Origin of the sequence: Thalassotalea euphylliae (genome assembly GCF_003390375.1) — a bacterium.
GTDB lineage: Bacteria > Pseudomonadota > Gammaproteobacteria > Enterobacterales > Alteromonadaceae > Thalassotalea_F > Thalassotalea_F euphylliae_A.
The window spans coordinates 3,335,373-3,356,430 of sequence record NZ_QUOT01000001.1 but is presented as its reverse complement, the minus strand read 5'-3'; the positions used below and the strand labels follow the sequence as shown (position 1 = coordinate 3,356,430).

17 protein-coding genes are annotated in these 21,058 nt (G+C 43.4%); 7 read left to right on the top strand and 10 right to left on the bottom strand.

The window, feature by feature from the left end; genetic code table 11:
* Positions 1-184: 184 nt before the first annotated feature.
* A complete protein-coding gene (locus tag DXX94_RS14750) occupies positions 185-1,096 on the bottom strand; it encodes a LysR family transcriptional regulator (RefSeq protein ID WP_116017050.1) in 912 nt (303 codons plus the stop codon).
* A gap of 88 nt (positions 1,097-1,184) precedes the next feature.
* Between DXX94_RS14750 and DXX94_RS14745 the strand changes: the two genes are divergently transcribed.
* Together DXX94_RS14745 and DXX94_RS14740 are read left to right on the top strand one after the other, a co-directional pair.
* Complete coding sequence (locus tag DXX94_RS14745) at positions 1,185-2,192, top strand: aldo/keto reductase (protein ID WP_258872183.1); 1,008 nt, start codon at positions 1,185-1,187, stop codon at positions 2,190-2,192.
* 169 nt (positions 2,193-2,361) lie between these two features.
* Positions 2,362-2,718: a hypothetical protein gene (locus DXX94_RS14740; protein ID WP_116017048.1), complete on the top strand. Its 357-nt coding sequence runs from the start codon at positions 2,362-2,364 to the stop codon at positions 2,716-2,718.
* Here the strand turns inward: DXX94_RS14740 and DXX94_RS14735 are convergent.
* The 3 genes from DXX94_RS14735 to DXX94_RS14725 form a co-directional block, all read right to left on the bottom strand.
* A complete protein-coding gene (locus DXX94_RS14735) occupies positions 2,715-3,146 on the bottom strand; it encodes a GFA family protein (protein ID WP_116017046.1) in 432 nt (143 codons plus the stop codon). The genes DXX94_RS14740 and DXX94_RS14735 overlap by 4 nt on opposite strands.
* A 90-nt stretch (positions 3,147-3,236) precedes the next feature.
* Positions 3,237-4,457 (bottom strand): acyl-CoA dehydrogenase, encoded by a 1,221-nt coding sequence (locus tag DXX94_RS14730; protein ID WP_181901569.1) that lies wholly within the window; start codon positions 4,455-4,457, stop codon positions 3,237-3,239.
* 146 nt (positions 4,458-4,603) lie between these two features.
* Complete coding sequence (locus DXX94_RS14725; RefSeq protein ID WP_116017042.1) at positions 4,604-6,805, bottom strand: DUF6351 family protein; 2,202 nt, start codon at positions 6,803-6,805, stop codon at positions 4,604-4,606.
* A 127-nt stretch (positions 6,806-6,932) separates the two neighbouring features.
* Between DXX94_RS14725 and DXX94_RS14720 the strand changes: the two genes are divergently transcribed.
* Positions 6,933-7,433 carry a GyrI-like domain-containing protein gene (locus DXX94_RS14720; protein ID WP_116017040.1) on the top strand — a complete coding sequence of 167 codons (501 nt, stop codon included), beginning with the start codon at positions 6,933-6,935 and terminating at the stop codon, positions 7,431-7,433.
* Between the two features lie 142 nt (positions 7,434-7,575).
* Here DXX94_RS14720 and DXX94_RS14715 read toward each other — a convergent pair whose 3' ends face one another.
* Entirely contained in the window at positions 7,576-8,745 is a 1,170-nt protein-coding gene (locus DXX94_RS14715; protein WP_116017038.1) for an iron-containing alcohol dehydrogenase, read from the bottom strand.
* Between the two features lie 231 nt (positions 8,746-8,976).
* Here DXX94_RS14715 and DXX94_RS14710 point away from each other — a divergent pair, with 231 nt between their 5' ends.
* The 3 genes from DXX94_RS14710 to DXX94_RS14700 all read left to right on the top strand — a co-directional run bounded on the left by DXX94_RS14710 (position 8,977) and on the right by DXX94_RS14700 (position 12,835).
* Positions 8,977-9,861 carry an AraC family transcriptional regulator gene (locus DXX94_RS14710; protein ID WP_116017036.1) on the top strand — a complete coding sequence of 295 codons (885 nt, stop codon included), beginning with the start codon at positions 8,977-8,979 and terminating at the stop codon, positions 9,859-9,861.
* A 106-nt stretch (positions 9,862-9,967) separates the two neighbouring features.
* Complete coding sequence (locus DXX94_RS14705) at positions 9,968-10,468, top strand: hypothetical protein (RefSeq protein WP_258872182.1); 501 nt, start codon at positions 9,968-9,970, stop codon at positions 10,466-10,468.
* Between the two features lie 582 nt (positions 10,469-11,050).
* Entirely contained in the window at positions 11,051-12,835 is a 1,785-nt protein-coding gene (locus tag DXX94_RS14700; protein ID WP_116017034.1) for a Na/Pi cotransporter family protein, read from the top strand.
* Between the two features lie 136 nt (positions 12,836-12,971).
* Here DXX94_RS14700 and secF read toward each other — a convergent pair whose 3' ends face one another.
* From secF to queA, 5 genes are all read right to left on the bottom strand, one after another.
* Positions 12,972-13,919: a protein translocase subunit SecF gene (secF, locus tag DXX94_RS14695; protein ID WP_116017032.1), complete on the bottom strand. Its 948-nt coding sequence runs from the start codon at positions 13,917-13,919 to the stop codon at positions 12,972-12,974.
* A gap of 9 nt (positions 13,920-13,928) precedes the next feature.
* Entirely contained in the window at positions 13,929-15,776 is a 1,848-nt protein-coding gene (gene secD / locus DXX94_RS14690) for a protein translocase subunit SecD (RefSeq protein WP_116017030.1), read from the bottom strand.
* Between the two features lie 141 nt (positions 15,777-15,917).
* Complete coding sequence (yajC, locus tag DXX94_RS14685; protein WP_116001367.1) at positions 15,918-16,247, bottom strand: preprotein translocase subunit YajC; 330 nt, start codon at positions 16,245-16,247, stop codon at positions 15,918-15,920.
* A 93-nt stretch (positions 16,248-16,340) separates the two neighbouring features.
* A complete protein-coding gene (gene tgt / locus DXX94_RS14680; protein ID WP_116017028.1) occupies positions 16,341-17,474 on the bottom strand; it encodes a tRNA guanosine(34) transglycosylase Tgt in 1,134 nt (377 codons plus the stop codon).
* 105 nt (positions 17,475-17,579) lie between these two features.
* Positions 17,580-18,626, bottom strand: a complete 1,047-nt coding sequence (gene queA, locus DXX94_RS14675; RefSeq protein WP_116017026.1) for a tRNA preQ1(34) S-adenosylmethionine ribosyltransferase-isomerase QueA — start codon at positions 18,624-18,626, stop codon at positions 17,580-17,582.
* Positions 18,627-19,091: 465 nt separating this feature from the next.
* On the opposite strand from queA, the gene aceK reads away from it, so the two are divergent.
* Positions 19,092-20,834 carry a bifunctional isocitrate dehydrogenase kinase/phosphatase gene (gene aceK / locus DXX94_RS14670; RefSeq protein ID WP_116017024.1) on the top strand — a complete coding sequence of 581 codons (1,743 nt, stop codon included), beginning with the start codon at positions 19,092-19,094 and terminating at the stop codon, positions 20,832-20,834.
* The last annotated feature ends 224 nt before the right edge of the window (positions 20,835-21,058 follow it).

Here is a 21,058-nt window from a genome sequence, read left to right as displayed (position 1 = left end):
TAACGCAAGCGCCTAGAGCGCTTGAAAACAATGTGAAAGCGCATGCTTTGAGTGTAGCAAACCCTGACTCAATAACTAACGCCGAATGCTAAAACTGCAACTTGTCGCTTCGCTGATTAACTGAAGCTTATTTAACTTCTTGAAATAAAATGATTTAGCAATTTGCTGACTGCCCGATACAGCATTAAGCAGTTTCTAAGCTGCATTTATCGACTAAAAATTCACTAAAGGCGAGTACTTTTTTCGGCGGGCGAATAAGCTGTGGTCGCAATAAGTAAATGTCTAAACCAGGACTTGCCGACACTTGCTCGACCTCGTTAGCGCTATCGTTATCGCTAAACAACGCGATTAACTGCCCTTGAGCAAGTGCCTGCGCAACTAAATAGCTTGGCAGATAAGCTATGCCCAGCCCGCTAATGGCTTGCTCACGTATGATTGCTTTGTCGTTGATAACAAAAGTTTTGCTCGGCTTTATCGTATCTTGGCCAAATTGCCAGCTTTCATCTTTAGCGCCGAGCAAGCATAAATGCTGTGTTAAATCTGCTGGCGTTAACGGCTTGCCGTGTTTGGCAACATAACTTGGCGAGACACAGCATATATATGAATAACTTAATAATTTTTTAGCGACTAAGTTCTCGGGGGGCATTTTAGTGGCCCTTAGCGCAATGTCAAAATCATTCGCCATTAAATCAAACTTAGTGTAACTACAATCCAAAGAAAATGTTATCTTGGGGTAGCGCTGTTGAAATTCAGCACACCAGGTCGCTAGCTTTCCCATTGTAAATTGCTGAGGCGCAGTAATGCTAAGTAAGCCGGCGATCTCATCTTGTTCTGCGCGAGTGAACCGAGCGATCGCCAACATGCTTTGCCGCATCGCAGTCACTTGTTTGGCAACAGCGATGCCAGCGTCTGTCAAGCGCACGTTTCTTGTCGTTCTAACCAATAATGGGGTTGCTAGCTCGTGCTCAAGTTGCTTAACTTGCGCCGATAAATAACCTTTAGATATCGCCAATTGCTGCGCAGCCTTGGTAAAACTCAACTGGCTAGCGACTTCACCAAATAATAATAATCGCTCAATTTTCTTATGCTCTTTCATGTTAGTTTGTCGGCACACTTATTGTTTTATATATCATACAATGAGTTTTTATTGTTTTACTATCTTGATAAGCCACTGAGCATCTACAATGACTAAAGTCGAGATTGATAAAGAGAATAAAGACATGAACGCACTGGCTATTCATCAACACTTGCCAACTGCTAGTCAAATTATTTGTGGCTGTATGGGACTGGGCGGAGGCTGGGATCAGCAGCCTATTAACAAAACACATTACCACCAAGCCCAGCAATTCATTGAAACCGCACTGGCAACTGGTATTAACTATTTTGACCACGCAGATATCTACACCTTTGGCAAAGCAGAGCAAGTGTTTGGGCAAGTATTAGCCAAGCAACCAAGCTTGCGCGATCAAATGATCGTTCAATCTAAATGTGCAATTCGCTTTGACGATGATAGCGGCCCTAAGCGCTACGATTTTTCGAAGAAGTGGGTAACACAGTCTGTTGATGGCATTTTGTCACGCTTAGGTATTGAATACCTTGATGTTTTACAACTACACCGACCAGATCCACTAATGGAATTAGCAGAACTAGCGGAATGTTTAACATCACTTCAAACAAGCGGCAAAGTGAAGCATTTTGGTGTTTCTAATATGAATCATCACCAAATTGCCTACCTACAATCGGCGCTCGACAGACCCATAATTGCCAACCAAATTGAAATCAGCCTTCAGCAACTAGGGTGGTTAGATCATGGCGTATTGGCTGGTAACCCGGCGGGTGAACACGGTAACTTTTGTGCAGGTACAATGGAGTACAGTCAGCTCAATGGCGTGCAAATTCAATCATGGGGAAGCCTAGCACAAGGTCTTTTCTCAGGCCGTGATGTTAGCAACCAAGCTGAATATATCAAGCAAACAGCTAAGCTTGTTGCCAACCTTGCAGAGCAATACAACACAAATGCCGACGCCATTGCTCTGGCTTGGATAATGCGTCATCCGGCGAATATCCAACCAATAATTGGCACAGCCAATCCGGAGCGTATTAAGCGCTGCGCTGAGGCAAGCAAAGTCAAGCTATCACGGGAAGATTGGTACCAACTATACGTTAGCGCACGTGGTGAAGAGTTACCCTAAGCAGTTAGTTTTTGAGTTAGTAGCCTAAGCTGCTGACAAAAGCTATTCATAAAGGCAGCTAACAAAAATTATAGGCTAATAGGGGTATTAATATTCTGTCCGTGACTTTCAGCGTAATTAAGCGTTAGTATCAATAAAGTTATTTTTCACGGACAAGAATTGAGTATTGATGGAACGCTTACATCGCATTGCCAAGCGCTTATATCCCTTTCGTACATCTGCGATTATCCTTGCGTTTATCGCTATCGCTCTATTTGCCGCAGTTACCTTATCTGATGCTCGCAACCAGTCTCAGGTTTGGTTATTTGCCAGTGCGTTGTTGTTGATGTGGAGCCTATTGCTCACCTTGTTTATTTATAGTTTTAGCAGTGTGATTGGCAAAGCACCGAAAGGTGCCAATATATTTACCAAAATTAGACTGTGGTTACTCTCTGGCGTTCAAAAAGCAATTATGTGGTTATTCTTATTGGTTTTTTTCGCCAGCGTGCTAATGACCTTCCGGTTAATTAACTTTGGGTTCTTTTAGCACTTACCGTCACGATAGCCGAGGTATTTAGGCAAATCGTCTTCAAGCGTTAGCCAAGCGGCCTTACTCTCGCAGTAGATATGTGCGTCAGGATTTACGCCAAACAAGGTATCGAAGGCTGACAAGGCAATTTCTACTGTGCCTTGCTCGCGATTAAAGCGTGATTCAAACAGCAAACTCGCACCACAACGCTGGCAGAAGCTACGCACACTATCATTCGAGGCACGATAATGACTCAGTAACTCATCACCAGAGAGCCAGCGCAAATACTCTCGCTTAACCTCGCCAAATGTAGAAAATGCCGCGCCATGAAACTTCTGGCACATTTTGCAATGGCAATGACCCACTAAAGGTTCGAAGCGCTCTACTTCAAACTGAATAGCGCCGCACAAACAACTACCTATATTGATATTCGACACTTCAACCATTGCTATTCCTTACCTCTTTTTAATCTCTGCCTTATCTCTACTGCCTTATACCACTGGTTTACCGACCAATTTTCACCACATCAATACAGCTTAGAAAAATGCCTGTAAACCCGTTTGCGCACGACCTAAAATCAAACCGTGAACATCGAAGGTACCTTCGTAGGTATTCACTGTTTCAAGATTGATCATATGGCGAATCACATGGAATTCATCGGCAATACCATTACCGCCGTGCATATCACGCGCCATACGGGCGATATCAAGTGACTTGCCGCAGTTATTGCGCTTGACTAGTGAAATCATGGTTGGATCCCAATCACCACCATCAATAATTTGGCCTACGCGCAGAGAGCCTTGCAAGCCTAGCGAAATTTCAGTTTGCATGTTCGCCAGCTTAGTTTGAAATAGCTGAGTCTGTGCCAGCGGCTTACCAAACTGCTGGCGATCTAAACCGTATTGAAGCGCGGCATGCCAACAGAATTCCGCAGCACCTAGCGCGCCCCAAGAAATACCATAACGCGCCATATTTAAACAGCTAAACGGCCCTTTCAAACCGCGAACTTCAGGGAACATATTTTCCTCTGGCACGAACACCTTATCCATGACAATTTCGCCAGTAATTGATGCCCGTAACGAAAGCTTACCTTCAATTTTCGGCGCCGACAGGCCTGCCATGCCTTTTTCTAGAATAAAGCCGCAAATGGCGTCACCCTCTGCCTCATTTTTCGCCCAAACCACAAATAAATCAGCAATTGGCGAGTTGGTGATCCACATTTTTGAGCCGGTCAGTTCGTAGCCACCCGCAACCTTTTTCGCACGGGTGATCATACTCGCCGGATCAGAGCCCGAGCCTGGCTCAGTCAAGCCAAAGCAGCCGATGTATTCACCGCTTGCCAGCTTAGGCAAATATTTCTCTTTTTGTGTTTCACTGCCAAAGGTATAAATGGGGTGCATAACCAATGACGACTGAACGCTCATGGCACTGCGGTAACCAGAATCAACTCGCTCGACCTCACGCGCGACTAGGCCATAGCTAACATAATTCACACCAGAGCAGCCATAGCCTTTAATGGTTGCCCCCAACAAGCCAACTTCACCAAACTGCCGCATAATATTGGCATCAAATGTTTCATTGCGATTTGCCATCAAAACGCCAGGCATTAATTGCTCTTGGCAAAAATTATGCGCCATATCTCGAATCATGCGCTCGTCTTCACTGAGCTGGTCATTGAGCAACAAAATGTCATCCCAATTGCTTAACACTGCATTTGCCACGTTGGTTTCCTTATTAGTCACAGTTGAACTCACCATAGTTTGACGCAACTGTCTGCATTTACAAAACAAAGCTATGGTTTTACGTATGGTTTTGTTATCAATAAATTACGCTAGTCGTTACAAAAAGTTGCCACCGAAAAGTTGGCACCGAATGGATTTGCCATTAACAAGCATTAGCATAGCTACAAATCAATTGGTCTTGCTTGATCTGGATAACGATAATCGCATACACCGTCTGGAAAAATCGCCTGTAATTTTGACAAGTAAGGCTGCATATTAATATCACCATACATTCCGTCATCAATGGCTTCTGAAACAGGTATTAGCTTGCAACTGAAAACACTGCCAGCCCAAGAGCCACCGGCTGCTATTCGGCTATTACTAAAGCTTTTAAAATATTTCGCGCAAGCACCTAACGCTTGATTATTCCACTGGCCATCCCAAACTCGATTACCACTCGCAATTGCCTCCCCATGCTTATCAAAGCAAATGTCGGTAATATCGGCAGGTTTATTTTGCCAAGCAGATAACGCCGGATTAGCCCGCATTTCCCGAAGCCAACGATCTATGGCAGCAAAGGCACGAGTAACCGGTTGATGGTTTTTATCTGCCACCCAAATAACCTGATTCTTAGCATGACCTTGTCCCGCTAGCATACGTTGACGCGCGGCAAAACTGGCTGACATATGATGCATATCTAACTCATCTTCCAAGTAGTGGCGAACATCAATAATAGGTAGGTTAATTTTGCCAATGAATATTTGCCCGCTGCGATAAGCGGATTGTGCTGCTTGCCTGCTACCGTCGGCACGTTTAGCTGGCGTTTTATCGGTTGCTTCAGTGATGTTGTTACGACTCCATAGGCTTAACCAGAGAATCCCTTTTTTGCCTCGCCAGCCGCCTAGTATTCGCTCTGGTGACATATCTGCTAGCGGCTTCCAACTACCGACATGCCAATTGAGATCAATAAAACGCTGCGCCGATATTTGCCCTTTAACCAATGCAGCCAATCCGTATTGCACCCCCTGATTACTCCAAGTTTGATTGGCAAACCCAAGTTCATCACGGCCAAAAAGCTCAACCATATCTTGCCAATAACTCCACTGTACTTGCTTAACCACAGCTTCTGAAAAGTATTCATTCAGAAACCCTTGCGCTGGATTATGAATAAAAGTGGAAAGACCAAACCAGCCATTAATACATTCACTGTTGCCTTGGGGCATGCGTGGCCAGCGGCCAACCAATACTTGATTAATTGGCTCTAATACCGCACTTACATGGGTTTCACCATTTTTCGCATTCATACCTTCAACCAAAGTGCGATTTGGCCAGTTTTGCCAAAACTCTGGTTCAGGTGACCTAAACGCATAATAGTTATGCAGTAAGTCACAATCGAGTGCGTACAAGGTTTGGCTAATCATGTCTGGATAGGAATAAAGCGGAATTGCAGCATCTAAAATACCAGTGCTATTTTGTCCGATCAGGTACTGTGCTAAACCGCCTCCCGAGCCACCAATGCCAACCGTATATTCAGGCTCACCATAAAGGCTAACAAACTGCTGTTTTACTCGCCGCGCGGTATCTTCCGCCAGCAACATGTTATAGGTATGGCTGGTTTTATTCGCGGTTGACGTGATTACGGCATAGCCCAAGCGCAGCTGCTCTATTCGCCGTTCAATCGTGCGTTTGATACGCAGCTTGCCTTGGCGAAAACCAATACCCGAGCCCCCTTCAAACTGATAAACAAGTTTATTGTTCCAGCTATGTTGCAGGTTAACTTGACCACTCGAGTAGTGTTTAACCGGCATAATAAGCAAATACAGAAAACGGTTAATTGTGCCTATTTCTATGTGGAAAAGTTGCAAAGCTGATTGTAAAAGAGCATCCGGTGGCCTACTGTCAAAAACCTTAATTTCGCCACTTGCGAGTTCTACCGCAAAGCGCAGTTGAGTTTTGATTGCGCAATCTTTGCTGTAACCAACAAGGTGTGAAAGCTTACCTAAATTTGCCTCGTGATCATAAATTGGTACCCCCCACCCCATTTGATTATCAACTTGTGGCTGACCTAAGCCACTATCAAGGGTCATGCAATAGAATGGGTATTGTGAAGGACCTGCATATAAGGTTTTTAGCGGCCCAACTTGTCCCACCCGAATGGGGAAATCAAAGCTTTCTACTGGTCGAGGGGTATGGCGAATATGCCTACTGAAATCCAGCAGTGAATCGACTTGCGCTTCTTGCTCACTGGTCGAGTAAATTGGCACAGCTTTGACTTGCCGCGCAAAGTATTTTGATGGTGGTGTAAACAGCCAATAAACTAAAACTGTTGCTGCAGCAATCAGCAGTATCAGTAAAACCAATTTACGCTGTATCGATCTTAACATCACACAACCTCTCAGCTACTTCACAACCAGTCCTATTTAAAGTTTAGGAATCACTTGGTGATCTTGCCTGACAATTTGTTAACCTTATGCCCATACTCACTCGATACATCGTTCACAAGGGCATTTCATGGAAGTAAGAATCATTGAAGGTAAAACTATTTATGGCATTAGCACGCGCACCAACAACGCCTCAGAAATGAGTCCTAACGGTAAAATTCCCGGTCTTTGGCAAAGATTTGATGCACAAGTTGCGGTTGATTACCAAGGTGGCGAAAGGGTCTATGGCGTCTATAGCGATTATGCCTCTGACCAAGATGGTGACTTTACTGTAACCGCTGGCTACGACGCGAAAAACTCGCAGGACAAAGCGAAGCTAGACGATGCACTACATGCGATTACGATACCAACGGGGCGCTATTTAGTATTTTCTAAGCAAGGTGAAATGCCGCAAATTGCCATTGATGCATGGACTGAAGTTTGGCACTTTTTTAAGGATGAAGCGTTTCAAGATGACAAGAGTGGAGAAAATAACACCAACCAATATCAGCGTACATATAGCACTGATTTTGAATATTACCCTAATGCTAATGAAATTCAGGTCTGTATCGCGATTACAGATGATGCATAGACTAAATTGACGAATACTCTTAGCTCATTTTTCTAGACTAAAAAAGGGAGCCTTAGCTCCCTTTTGGTTTACTCATTTCAATTATCGTCAAATGAGCTTAATGAGTTTAATGAGTTTAATGAGTTTAATGAGTTTAATGAGTTTAAAGCGCAGCTATTAAAATCTTACGCACGATATCCAATGTTAAATCACCTGTTTCAGAAAGGTGAGTTAAGCCCATCTTTTCCATATTTGCTACTAAGGTGTCGATACCTGCTTCATCAATATCGTAGTGAGAAAGGTTAGTAACAATATCTAGTGAATTGAAGAAAGCTTCTGTTTTATCAATTGCTTGATTAATTTTCTCTTCGTCACTGCCATCGGTAATATGCCAAACACGCTCAGCAAATTGCACAAGTTTGTCGTGTTTTTGCGCCCTACGCTCACGCAGTAGACTTGGCAAGATGATCGCTAAGGTGCGGCCATGCGCAATACCGAACATTGCAGTCATTTCGTGACCAATCATGTGTGTTGCCCAATCTTGCGGTACACCAACCCCAATTAATCCGTTAAGCGCCGAAGTTGCAGACCACATAAAGTTTTTACGGGCTTCAACATCCTGCTCGCCTTTTACTTGGCTTTGGTATGTTACTGGGCCATCTTCAATTAAGGTTTGTAATACACCTTCAGAGAAGCGGTCTTGAATTTTCGCATTCACTGGTTGCGTTAAATATTGCTCGATGACGTGCACAAAGGCATCAGCAACACCGTTAGCAATTTGCTCTGTTGGTAGCGTGAAAGTGAAATCTGGGTCTAAGAGTGAGAACTTAGGGAATACTAGCGGTGACGTTAACGGGAATTTCTGATCATTGTACGTAACAACAGAAAAGCTATTCATCTCAGAGCCAGTTGCAGGCAAAGTAGCAATACAGCCTAATGGCAATGCTTCGGTTGCTGGTACTGGGTTAAAACCGTGGAACAAAATGTTAGCGTGATCCGCCTCTTGTTTTGATGCTAATGCAACAAACTTAGTGCCGTCCATTACAGAACCGCCACCAACAGCTAGCAAGAAATCAATACCTTGTGTTTTTACCACATCAACCGCTTTCATTAGCGTTTCAAATTGTGGGTTTGGCTCAATACCACCAAATTCAACAACTTCGCGGTTGCCCAAAGCTGCTGTTACTTTCTCTAATGTACCGAAGCGCTTAACGCTGCCGCCACCAAATAGCACCAGTACTTTCGCTTGTGCAGGAATAAGTTGGTCTAGCTCAGCTAAACGATCTTGACCAAATACGATATGAGTTGGGTTGTAGTAATCAAAATTTTGCATTATCTATCCTAATGTGTGCCCTTATACCAATTGAAATAATTACTTAAGCATTCACCGAGAATTAATTTAATTGGTATCAAATTCATTACGCACATTTTATTACCACAAAAAAGATTTAAAATAGCATTTCCAACCATAATCATGCCTAAAACTCTCACTGATAGTATTTTTGGCAGATTCACAAGGTACTATTGGATATACTGCGAGCAAGCATAATTTTAGGATTTGATCATGCAGGATTTAATTGAAAGTTTAACCGCGCTTGCGCCAAATGAAGGTGTCAACAAAACACCGCTGCCTGGTGTGTATGTGTTTAAAGCCAGCCAATCGTCTGGCAAGATACCCTTATGCTACAGTCAAGGAGTTATCTGGGTAGCACAGGGGCAAAAGCGCGTTTATTTCAATGAAAACGTCTATGAATACAATCCAGACAATTACCTTGCACTCGCGGTCCCCATACCAGCTAAATGCGACACCATAGTTGAGCCCGGCAAACCCCTACTTTCATTGATGATTGATTTTGATATGAACCTTCTGAATGAATTAGTGCGCATTTTTACCGATCATGGTTGCTCACAAGCAACAGGAGTAGACAATACTAGCGAAAAAAATAAAGGACTGTTCGTTAGCCAATGTACTGACAACCTGCGCTGCACCATTGTAAGACTTGCCAAATGCTTGCAAGACGATATGCAATCCTTGGTACTGGGCAAAGGCCTAATCCGTGAAGTTTTTTACCATATATTGAAGGGCCCAAATGCAGTGCCACTATTTTCTTTGGTTAGCCATAACACGCATTTATCTAAAATGGAAAAAGTGCTTAAGCACTTGCACACCCATTACAACGGCCGCTTAGATGTTGAGCAACTCGCCACTATGGCGAATATGAGCGCTTCGACATTCCACCGTAACTTTAAGCAAATAACGGCGTCATCGCCCATTCAATATGTTAAAAAACTGCGCCTAAGCCGTGCACGTGAACTGTTAGTTGATCAAGGGCTAAAAGTAAAACAAGCAGCGGCACAAGTGGGCTACGACAGCCCAACGCAGTTTAGTCGAGAGTTTACTCGTTACTTTGGTCAAAGCCCTAGCGAATGCAATCGCCAGCTAGTGTAATAGCGTGAATTGTTAGCACTAGCGTTTCGACAAAAACACAAAACCCTTGAATTATGAATATTTATTGACCAGTATTAAATTAGGTTTATTAAAAAGGAAGTGTGTAATGAACATGGAAATACTGAAGAAAAACATCAAAATATTCGCTATGCCGCTCGCAAGTTTCGCTTTGCTTGGCTGTAGTGCGCTGCCAATAGAGACAGCGCTGGAAGATAACCACTTTCGCTTAGAAAACTTTAAGCGCGACAATACAGACAACTTTGAACACGTTTATTTAATGTGTGCCAACCAAAAGCCAGCTTCATTTATTCACCCGAAGCAGCACCTCAGCGGCCAGCATAGCTTATGGGTAAAAGCTGAGCTAAAACGCCGTAATATCGACTTTAGCGAGCGTGTTGCGGTAGTAAATTTTAATGTTAACCTTGAAGCAGATAAAAGTTATATGCTGAATCGAGAGGTGATGAAAGACAGTGAGAAAATAGCACTTTGGATCCAAGAAACTGACACTGGTGTTGGCGTTTCTGAAGTCATCATTGCCGATTTAGCACACCCGAAAGCTAATGAGTATTTTCATGAACTAAAACAATGCCGCACTGGCAGCGTGTAAACTCAATATCTGCTACTAAACGGCATTTGTCTTAACTAAATATTTTACTAGTCATATTAGTGGATATAGTCTGCATCGATAAAAAACGAGCTTATTGCTCGTTTTTTTGATCTTAGCTGCCCTTATCAACCAGCCGTAACCAATATGATTGACTATGCTTAACTCAACAACTCAAACAAGCAACTCAAGTAAGCGATTTAGCCAAGCTGTGTAATTAACAAAATGCCGGAACCGTTAGCCATTCCACATAAAAATGTAACGATGGGAGCTAACTTAACCTCAGGTTTGGATAAGAAATAGTGAATAACAAATTAATTCAGATACTTATGTTCATTGTTATCTTCTAGTGAGAAATTTTTGCTGATATCAAGGTAAATTTGCGCGTCAATAGCTAGCCTATTGCAAGTAAATTTAACGCTGGTAGCAGTAAAAATAGCCGCTAGAAGCACATTAGTTATCCAGAGCTGAGGTTAACTTAGGGCTCGAATTCAAATTGTTAATTACCAACAGGCTTTGTGTTGCTTACATCTCAATGATATTCAACGTTGATGATCGCTGAAAAACTACCTGAAAGGGGATTCTATGTACATAAGTTCAAGCAACACAAAGGGTCGCTACATTATCGGCATTGGTACGTTATTTATTGCATTCACCCCACTAGTCGCTTGGGCAGCGAGTAGCACATCTGACTCGCTAGATTGGTTTAAAATGACCATGGAGCTGTTTGGTGGTTTAGCCTTGTTTTTATTTGGCATGGAGCAAATGTCTGCCGCACTTAAAGCCGCTGCCGGCGATCAAATGAAGAACCTGCTATCAAAACTAACCACTAATCGATTCTCTGCCGCTCTTAGCGGCGCCGCAGTGACTTCTATAATCCAGAGTTCATCGGTCACAACTGTGCTCGTCGTTGGCTTTGTCTCAGCAGGGTTAATGACCTTATCACAGTCAATTGGTGTCATTATGGGGTCTAATATTGGCACCACCATTACCGCGCAAATTGTCGCTTTTAAAGTAGAAAAAGCCGCACTTTTAATGATTGCCTTGGGCTTTGCCATGTTATTTCTTTCAAAGAAAGAAAAGGTGCAGCATTACGGTAACGTGCTAATGGGGCTTGGCCTTATCTTCTTTGGCATGGGTATTATGAGTGAAGGAATGTCGCCGCTGCGCAGCTATGAGCCTTTTATCAACCTAATGACCAGCATGGAAAGGCCGCTGTACGGTATCTTGGTAGCAGCCTTGTTTACTGCTCTGGTGCAATCTTCATCGGCAACAACAGGCATTGTAATTGTCATGGCAAGTCAAGGCTTTATTAGCTTGCCCGCCGGTATTGCGCTTGCCTTTGGCGCAAATATTGGCACCTGTGTAACCGCGCTGCTCGCCTCTATTGGTAAACCAACCGAAGCCAAACGAGCGGCAGCCATTCATATTATTTTCAATATTGTTGGTGTGCTGCTGTGGCTCTTGTTTATTCCCCAGCTTGCCGTTTTAGTAACTTATGTGTCACCCGTTGCGGCAAACCTCTCCGGTACAGAAAAACTGGCAGCAGAAGTACCAAGGCAAATAGCCAATGCTCATACCATTTTTAATGTTGCCAATACGCTGATATTTATTGCTTTTACAGCACAGTTTGGCCGCTTGGTTGAGCGCCTTATTCCCGACAAAACTACACCTAAGAAAGCGATTATCAAACCGCTTTATCTCGATAATGATTTATTGGAAACACCTGCACTAGCGCTTGATATGGTGCGCCGCGAGCTTGCTCATTTGGCGTCAATTGTTGATGCAATGCTGGCTAAAACAGGTGATGCGTTTCGTGAGCGTGACGCGAGAAAATTTGATGAAATTGCCAAAATGGACGACCAAGCCGATATTTTGCACGCCGAAATCACTGACTATATCCGCAAACTAACATTGCAGAACCTAACCGAGCAAGAGAATGAAAACATGATGCGCTACCTTAGCATTAACGAAGATTTGGAGCGCATTGGTGATGTAATTGAAACCAACCTAGTCGAAGTAGGTAAAGAAGCGGTTCGTCTTAAATTAAAAGCAACAGAGACCGAACGTACGATTTTAAGCCAACTTTACTATCAGCTAAGAGAAGTTCTTAGTACAACACAAACTATCACGCAAAATGACGATGAATTGGCGGCACAAAACATTCTGCACATGAAAGATAATATTAACCAACTAGTACGCGAAGCCATTCAAATGCAGGCCAAGCGTCTTAAGCAGGAAGGGGCAGAAAATATTGACGTTACGCATATGGAAAATGAGTTGATGGACAGCATGAAAAGAATTTACTCACTTAGCAAACGCATCGCTAAACTTTCCTTGCCGAAAAAACTGTTTCAAGAGCCGGACTAGTGTAACTATGCAAACGACTGCCACTCAAACTGGCACTGACTAGTCATTGTTAACGACAACGAGCCAATAAAAAACGCGCTTGAGTGATTAACTCAAGCGCGTTTTTCTATCGTTACTAACCTAAAAGAATCTGTGCCTATGGCATCATTTCTTCGTGATCAGCACCTTCTTTTTCTACCACTTCTGGAATTAGGTCTTCTTTTGAAATACCTAACGCCAAGGCAATTGAACTTGCCACATAAATAGATGAGTAAGTACCGACAAACACACCAAATAACAATGCTGTCGCAAAACCGTGAATTAGCGCGCCACCTTTAAAGAATAGTGCGGCCAATACCAATAACGTGGTGATTGACGTAATAAAGGTACGGCTTAACGTTTGCGTTAATGAGATATTGATGATCTCTTCTGGGCCACCTTCGCGAATTTTACGGAAGTTCTCACGAATACGGTCAGAAACAACAATGGTATCGTTAAGCGAGTAACCAATTACCGCCAAAATCGCCGCTAATACCGTTAAGTCGAACTCAATGCCTAATATTGAGAACAAACCTAGGGTAAGTAATACATCGTGGAATAACGCGAACACCGAACCTAGTGCAAAGCGCCATTCGAAACGAAACGCAACGTACACCAAGATACAAATCAAGGCGGTTAACATCGCCAAGCCACCTTGTTCGGTAAGCTCGTCACCAACACTGGCACCAACAAACTCGATACGGCGCATTTCAACATTCACGCTCATACCGTCTTTTAGTACAGAAAGTATTTGATCGCCTAAGGTTTCTGCTTTCACGCCTGGGCGTTCACCCATGCGGATCACCACGTCACGACTGGTACCAAAAAGTTGAACCACAGCATCATCAAAGCCGTTAGCATCAAGTACCTGACGCATTTTCGTTAAATCAGCGGCTTGTTCAAAGCCCACTTCAACTTTAACACCGCCAGTAAAATCGAGGCCAAAATTCAATTTGTTAATCGCTAGCGAAGCAATCGACGCTACCATCATCAGGATACTGAACACCATGGCTACCTTGCGGTAGCGCATAAAGGCAACAGTTTCTTTTAACTTTAAAATTTGCATCACTATCACCTAAATACTAATTTTATCAAGGCGTTTACCGCCCCAAACTGCATTAACTACCGTACGTGTACCGACAATCGCGGTAAACATCGAGGTGATAATACCGATTGATAAGGTCACCGCGAAGCCTTTGATTGGGCCTGTACCGACAGCAAATAGAATGAAGGCAGCAATTAAAGTGGTGATGTTAGCATCTAAAATAGTTGAGAATGCTGCGTCATAACCTTGGTGGATAGATTGCTGTACTGATTTACCGCTGCGTAATTCTTCACGAATACGTTCGAAAATAAGTACGTTTGCATCAACCGCCATACCTACGGTTAATACAATACCTGCCATACCTGGTAGTGTTAGGGTCGCCCCTGGGATCATCGACATGACACCAACAATCATGATCAAGTTAGCACCTAGCGCTAGGTTTGCTACCACACCAAAAGCACGGTAGTAAATCATCATAAAGATAAACACTAACGCAAAGCCGCCAATAATCGCTTGGAAGCCTAATTTGATGTTTTCAGCACCCAGTGATGGACCAACTGTACGCTCTTCAACAATTTGAATTGGCGCAATCAAAGCACCTGCACGTAACAATAACGCTAAGTTATGCGCTTCTTGCTGGCTACCAGCACCCGTAATACGGAAGTTTTTACCAAGACGCGCTTGAATTGTCGCAACTGAGATCACTTCTTCCACTTTTTCGAAGATGGTATTGCCGTCGGCATCTTTGCGATCGGTACCTTTGTACTCAATAAATACCGTTGCCATTGGCTTGCCGATATTATCTTTGGTCGCGTTCGAGAACTTACTACCACCTGGTGAATCAAGGGTAATGTTTACTTGCGGGCGGCTGTATTCATCAAAGCCAGAGCCTGCATCAACAATATGGTCACCTGTTAGCATGATGCGCTTTTTCAGCAGTACTGGCGTACCATTGCGTTCATATAGCAATTGCGAGCTAGCTGGCACTCGGCCATCCAAGGCATTACCAATATCGTTATCGGTATCCACCATTCTGAACTCAATGGTTGCCGTCGCATTTAAAATTTCTTTTGCTTTTGCCGTGTCTTGAACACCCGGCAATTCAATCACGATATGCTTTTGGCCTTGACGCTGGACTAGCGGCTCGGCAACACCTAATTCGTTAACACGATTACGAATAATGGTAATGTTTTGCTGTAAGGCATATTCGCGAATCTCTTTTTGCTTTTGCTCTGTCATCACTGCTTTTAAGGTCAGTGAATCTTCGTCCATCGTAAATAACAAATCGCGATTCTGCTTGCTTAGGTAGTCTTCCGCTTTTTCCAAATCTTCAGGATTACGGAAAACCACTTTAATCGCATCGCCGTCAAGCTTGACACTGCGGTAGCGAATTTTTTCGCCGCGTAGCTCAGAGCGGAAATCACCCACTAAGCCCGTTTGTGCTTTATTAACGGCTTCTTTCATGTTCACTTCCATTAGGAAGCTAACACCACCACTTAAGTCCAAACCTAACTTCATTGGTGAACCACCAATTGCAGCTAACCAGTCCGGTGTTGCAGGTGTTAGGTTTAACGCCACTGAGTAGTCACGGCCATAAGTGTCGTGTAACAAGTCACGCGCTTTAATTTGGTTTTCAGTATCGCGAAAACGCGCTAGCACTTGGCCTTTTTCAAGGGCGATGCTCATCACTTCAATATTGTTTTCACTTAACTGAGATTTAATTTGGTCTAACGTTGAAGCATCTACTTCAACACCGCGTAGGCCTGAAACCTGAACCGCGGGATCTTCACCGTAGAGGTTAGGTGAAGCGTATAACATACCAATGGCGATAACGAACATCACCATCAGCGTTTTCCATAGAGGGGTTTTATTTAACACAATAATTCCACTAGTTTATTGTTTCGCTATTGTTAGCGTTACGCTTTTGCTTAGCTGAACGCTCTTGCTAGGTCTACCTGACATAGCTGCTCAGCTACTTGGGTTAAAAAACGTTGGGCTAAAGAACGCAAAAAGCCTCGATTAGAGGCTTTTCATTGTTCCTTTTGGCAGTACCGCACTGATTGATGCTTTTTGTACTGTCACATCAGTACCTTCAGCAATAGCGATTACCACAAAGTCTTTCTCGTCAGACACTTTAGTAATTTTGCCCACTAAACCGCCTTGGGTCAGTACTTCGTCACCTTTAGATAGTGCCGACATTAAGGTTTTGTGCTCTTTTACGCGCTTCGCTTGTGGGCGATAAATCATAAAATAAAACACTAAACCGAACACGGCCAGCATGATTAACATTTCCATACCACCACCTTGCGGTTGTGCCTGGGCAAAAATAGTACCTAAAGATAGACTCATAATTTCCTCTACTTCTTTTAATATTTATAAATTGAATTCTTAGCGCTTTGTTAACGCTAATAAAGCGCTACATTTTGCTGCTGTGCAAAATGATTAAACTTGCTCACTACCTTCCGCTAATGGCGGTACAGGTAAGCCTCGGCGGGCATAGAAATCGGCAACAAAGTCATCCAATGTACCTGCCTCAATCGCATCACGCAAACCTTTCATCACACGCTGATAATAACGCAGGTTATGAATGGTATTTAACTGCGAGCCCAAAATTTCATTACACTTATCTAAATGATGCAAATAAGCTTTTGAGTAATTTTTACAGGTGTAGCAATCGCACTCTGGATCTAGTGGGCCAGTGTCGGTTTTGTTTTTCGCGTTGCGAATTTTCACCACACCATCGCTAACAAACAAGTGGCCGTTACGGGCATTACGAGTTGGCATGACACAGTCAAACATATCTATGCCACGGCGCACACCTTCCACTAAATCTTCTGGCTTGCCTACTCCCATCAGATATCGGGGTTTATTTTCCGGGATCAAGGGGGTGGTGTGATCTAAAATGCGGATCATATCTTCTTTCGGCTCACCAACTGATAAACCGCCGATCGCATAGCCGTCAAAATCAATTGCCTTTAGGCCGTCAACAGAAACTTCGCGTAAATCTTCATACATGCCACCTTGAACAATGCCGAATAACGCATTTGGGTTACCTTGGTGCGCATCTTTACTGCGCTGTGCCCAACGAAGTGATAGCTCCATTGAGTCTTTGGCTTCTTGGTGAGTGGCAGGGTATGGGGTACATTCATCGAAAATCATCACGATGTCTGAGCCTAGCGCACGTTGAACTTCCATTGAACGCTCTGGCGTTAGCATAATTTTCTCACCGTTTACTGGTGAAGAGAATTTTACCCCTTCTTCAGTGATCTTACGCATCTTGCCTAAGCTGAATACTTGGAAGCCGCCTGAATCGGTTAAAATAGGCTTGTCCCAGTTAATAAAGTCGTGCAGATCACCGTGCTGTTCGATGATGTCTGTGCCTGGACGTAGCATTAAGTGAAAGGTATTGCCGAGAATGATTTCTGCGCCAATCTCTTTAATTTCTTCGGTTTTCATGCCTTTAACCGTGCCGTAGGTGCCCACAGGCATAAACGCTGGCGTTTCCACCGTACCACGTTCAAAGGTCAAACGGCCGCGACGTGCTTTACCGTCTTTATTAATTAATTCGTATTTCATTGTATTCTCCGCCCACTAGTAAAACAGACCAGCGGCTTCAGTTTAGGGGTTAAGTTAAACGTGTTTAACTCAATGTTTCTGGTAATACTTTTCTAAAAAAAAGCGTTAACGGCTTTGGCGCGTTAAAAACATCGCATCGCCGTATGAGAAAAAGCGATACTTTTCCTCAACTGCGTGTTGATAGGCACGCATCATATTGTCGTAACCTGTAAAGGCGCTGACTAGCATTAACAAGGTTGATTCCGACAAGTGGAAGTTAGTAATTAGTGCATCGACCACTTTGAAGTTAAAACCTGGGGTAATAAAAATATCTGTGTCTTGATAAAACGGGGCAATTAATTTGCCTTGCTCATCTGCCGCTTTCGCTGCACTTTCGAGTGAGCGCATCGAGGTGGTACCAACGGCGACAACACGGCCACCATTAGCTTTCGTTTGTTCGATTTTCGCCACGACGTCTTCCGAGACTTCCACATATTCTGCATGCATGACATGATCAGCAATTTCTTCAACTTTTACCGGTTGGAAAGTCCCCGCGCCAACGTGCAAGGTAACAAAAGCAAGATCTACACCTTTGGCTTGAATTTTTGCCAGTAAGTCATCATCAAAATGCAAACCTGCGGTTGGCGCAGCAACAGCGCCAGGTTTTTCATTGTAAACGGTTTGATAACGCTCGCGATCTGAGTCTTCATCTGGGCGGTCGATATAAGGTGGCAATGGCATATGACCAATGCGTTCGAGAATGTCTAAGACTTTTTCTTCGCCTTCAAATGCCAATTCAAACAGTGCGTCGTGGCGAGCAACCATCGTTGCCGACACAGACTCTTCCAAAATAATTTCAGTGCCAGGTTTTGGCGATTTGCTACAGCGGATATGAGCTAACACTCGATGTTCATCTAATACCCGTTCAACCAACACTTCGAGCTTACCACCCGAGGCTTTCTTACCAAACATGCGGGCAGGAATTACACGAGTGTTGTTGAAAATGAGTAAGTCACCGTCGTTTAGCTGCGCTAACACATCAACAAAAGTGCCATCTGTGATGTCGCCACTACTGCCTTCAACCGTCATTAAACGACTGGCAGTACGATCTTGTTTTGGATAACGAGCAATTAACTCTTCAGGTAAATCAAAAGCAAAATCAGAAACACGCATATACACCGCCAGCCAGCAACAAAAAAACCGCGTAAGTCTAGTGCCGAGGCGGCGTAAATTCAAGCAATATTGATAGATTCAATAGCGACTATTGGCAAAAAAAACGCAAGCACTAAATAGATTCATCGGTTATGCTCAACTGAGCAGTTTTTTCGGCTAAGCCGTTAAGTAATACCAGTTTAAATAAATACTTAATCATTCAGCGAGAATTAAAAGGCTCAGAGGCAAGGCATTGATTGCAGAGAATGGTCGCTCCCCTCTTTTCATGGGAGGCAAAATCAATAACGATGCATATGAGCCTTTTAAACTCGCCCTTTGGGAGCGTGTCAGCGTCGCGATAACTTCGCCAAATTGATGAGATGTAGAATAACTATATCAACAAAAATTTAGCTTGTTCTCCCACCGCTGACAGCGCTCTGAATTGATCAATTAGTTAATTCAATTGGTATAAATCAGGATGTTTATATGAATAACTTAGCTATCGCCGTGGCCAAAACCATTATTAACGGTTTTGAGCGCCATATGTACCTATTTGGTGAAATCACTCGTTCAGCGAAAGAGCGTTTTGAGCAAGCACAATGGCATGAAGTGCAAGAAGCTTCACGCCAACGAACCGATTTTTATGATCTACGTATCAAAGAGACCTTAGCCACCATACGCCAAGACTTTGCCATTTCAGAATTAGACGAAGCGCTATGGCAAGCAATTAAACAAGAATATGTTGAGCAGCTGCTCTATCATGACAAGTCCGATTTAGCCGAAAGCTTTTACAATTCCATTTTTTGTCATCTGTTTGAGCGCAAGTACTACCACAACGGTTTTATTTTTGTTGAGTCTTCTCAAGAATGCTTAAACAACCTACGTCAAAAACAAATCTACACACGTTATGAACCCAATGAGCAAGGCTTAGAAAAAACCATTGAGACAATCATGGAAAAAGCGGGCTTTACCCTGCCGTTTCGTGATTTAGCTGGTGATATTGATATCGTAATCAGTCGCTTTTCACGCGAAGCAGACAAAACTCGTTACCCAATCGACCAGATGAAGTTTGATATTCTTGATCAAGTTTTCTATCGCAATAAAGGCGCTTACATTATTGGTCGCGTGGTTTCACCGGGCGGTGAAACGCCTTTTATTGTGGCGCTGCTTAACGATGAACAAGGCCATATTTACGTTGATACCTTGTTAACCAATAAAGAAGACATGGCGGTCGTATTCGGTTTCGCTCGTGCCTACTTCTTTGTTGATTGTCCTTATTTGCTGCCCATGATTAACTTTTTAAAAGAGTTGATGCCAAGTAAAACCAAGGCTGAGCTTTATTCTGCGGTTGGCTACCACAAACAAGGCAAAACGCAATTTTATCGCGACTTCTTGCACCACTTAGCACAAAGCGACGACAAGCTTGAGCTAGCGCCAGGGATCAAAGGTATGGTGATGTCAGTATTCACCCTCCCGTCATACCCTTATGTGTTTAAGATCATTAAAGACAAGTTTGCGCCAAGCAAACAAATGACGAAAAAAGATGTGAAGTCTAAATATCGTCTGGTGAAGCTGCACGACAGAGTGGGTCGAATGGCCGATACCATGGAGTATTCCGAAGTTGCCTTTCCCAAAGACAGGTTTTCTGATGAGTTATTAGCAGAGCTAGAACAAGTTGCGCCATCGATTATTCGCTACGAAGACGATCTGGTGGTTATCGAGCATATGTATATTGAACGCAGAATGACGCCGCTTAATCTCTACCTTGCTAAAGCAAGTGATGAGGAAATTAGTGATGCTATGTTGGGCTATGGTACAGCCATCAAGCAACTGATTGCTGCCGATATTTTCCCTGGCGACATGCTCTTGAAAAACTTTGGTGTGACTCGCCATGGCCGCGTTATTTTCTATGATTATGATGAAATCACTTACATGGACGAAGTGAATTTTAGAGTGAAGCCTGAACCTAAAACTGAAGAGCAAATTTATGCTTCAGAGCCTTGGTATACAGTAGACCCTGGCGATATGTTCCCAGAGGAGTTAGCGACGTTTGCACTAGCTAACCCGAAATATCGCAGAGCGTTTTTACAACATCACCCAGAGCTATTAGAGGCCAGTTATTGGCAGCAAGCACAACAAAATGTGGCTGCGGGTATTGTCGAAGATGTATTTCCATACCCAGATGAAGTCAGGTTTTATCACTCAAAACCGACCTCCCATCACAATTAGCTTTTAGCTTGTTATGTGAATTAATAGGCTTTGAATATGTGCAAAGATTTCAAAGCCTATTCACTTTTGAATATAGGGTTTAAAATTAGAGCTTAAAAGGCAGGTAAATTTAATACAAAGCGTTGAGGGATTGCCGTTGAGGGGCGAGTTGAGGGGTGAGTTGGTCGGCGAATAGAAAGGTTAATTTATACATCAATGCAAACGCTAACAGCCAAATTAGCAAT

What these genes read in the sequence shown, in the direction of transcription:
- yajC (WP_116001367.1), bottom strand. Translation starts at nt 16,247, where the DNA reads ATGAGTCTATCTTTAGGTACTATTTTTGCCCAGGCACAACCGCAAGGT.
- DXX94_RS14700 (WP_116017034.1), top strand. Translation starts at nt 11,051, where the DNA reads ATGTACATAAGTTCAAGCAACACAAAGGGTCGCTACATTATCGGCATT.
- secF (WP_116017032.1), bottom strand. Translation starts at nt 13,919, where the DNA reads ATGCAAATTTTAAAGTTAAAAGAAACTGTTGCCTTTATGCGCTACCGC.
- DXX94_RS14750 (WP_116017050.1), bottom strand. Translation starts at nt 1,096, where the DNA reads ATGAAAGAGCATAAGAAAATTGAGCGATTATTATTATTTGGTGAAGTC.
- DXX94_RS14720 (WP_116017040.1), top strand. Translation starts at nt 6,933, where the DNA reads ATGGAAGTAAGAATCATTGAAGGTAAAACTATTTATGGCATTAGCACG.
- aceK (WP_116017024.1), top strand. Translation starts at nt 19,092, where the DNA reads ATGAATAACTTAGCTATCGCCGTGGCCAAAACCATTATTAACGGTTTT.
- DXX94_RS14705 (WP_258872182.1), top strand. Translation starts at nt 9,968, where the DNA reads ATGAACATGGAAATACTGAAGAAAAACATCAAAATATTCGCTATGCCG.
- DXX94_RS14730 (WP_181901569.1), bottom strand. Translation starts at nt 4,457, where the DNA reads ATGGTGAGTTCAACTGTGACTAATAAGGAAACCAACGTGGCAAATGCA.
- DXX94_RS14710 (WP_116017036.1), top strand. Translation starts at nt 8,977, where the DNA reads ATGCAGGATTTAATTGAAAGTTTAACCGCGCTTGCGCCAAATGAAGGT.
- queA (WP_116017026.1), bottom strand. Translation starts at nt 18,626, where the DNA reads ATGCGTGTTTCTGATTTTGCTTTTGATTTACCTGAAGAGTTAATTGCT.
- DXX94_RS14740 (WP_116017048.1), top strand. Translation starts at nt 2,362, where the DNA reads ATGGAACGCTTACATCGCATTGCCAAGCGCTTATATCCCTTTCGTACA.
- DXX94_RS14715 (WP_116017038.1), bottom strand. Translation starts at nt 8,745, where the DNA reads ATGCAAAATTTTGATTACTACAACCCAACTCATATCGTATTTGGTCAA.
- DXX94_RS14725 (WP_116017042.1), bottom strand. Translation starts at nt 6,805, where the DNA reads ATGTTAAGATCGATACAGCGTAAATTGGTTTTACTGATACTGCTGATT.
- DXX94_RS14735 (WP_116017046.1), bottom strand. Translation starts at nt 3,146, where the DNA reads ATGGTTGAAGTGTCGAATATCAATATAGGTAGTTGTTTGTGCGGCGCT.
- tgt (WP_116017028.1), bottom strand. Translation starts at nt 17,474, where the DNA reads ATGAAATACGAATTAATTAATAAAGACGGTAAAGCACGTCGCGGCCGT.
- DXX94_RS14745 (WP_258872183.1), top strand. Translation starts at nt 1,185, where the DNA reads ATGACTAAAGTCGAGATTGATAAAGAGAATAAAGACATGAACGCACTG.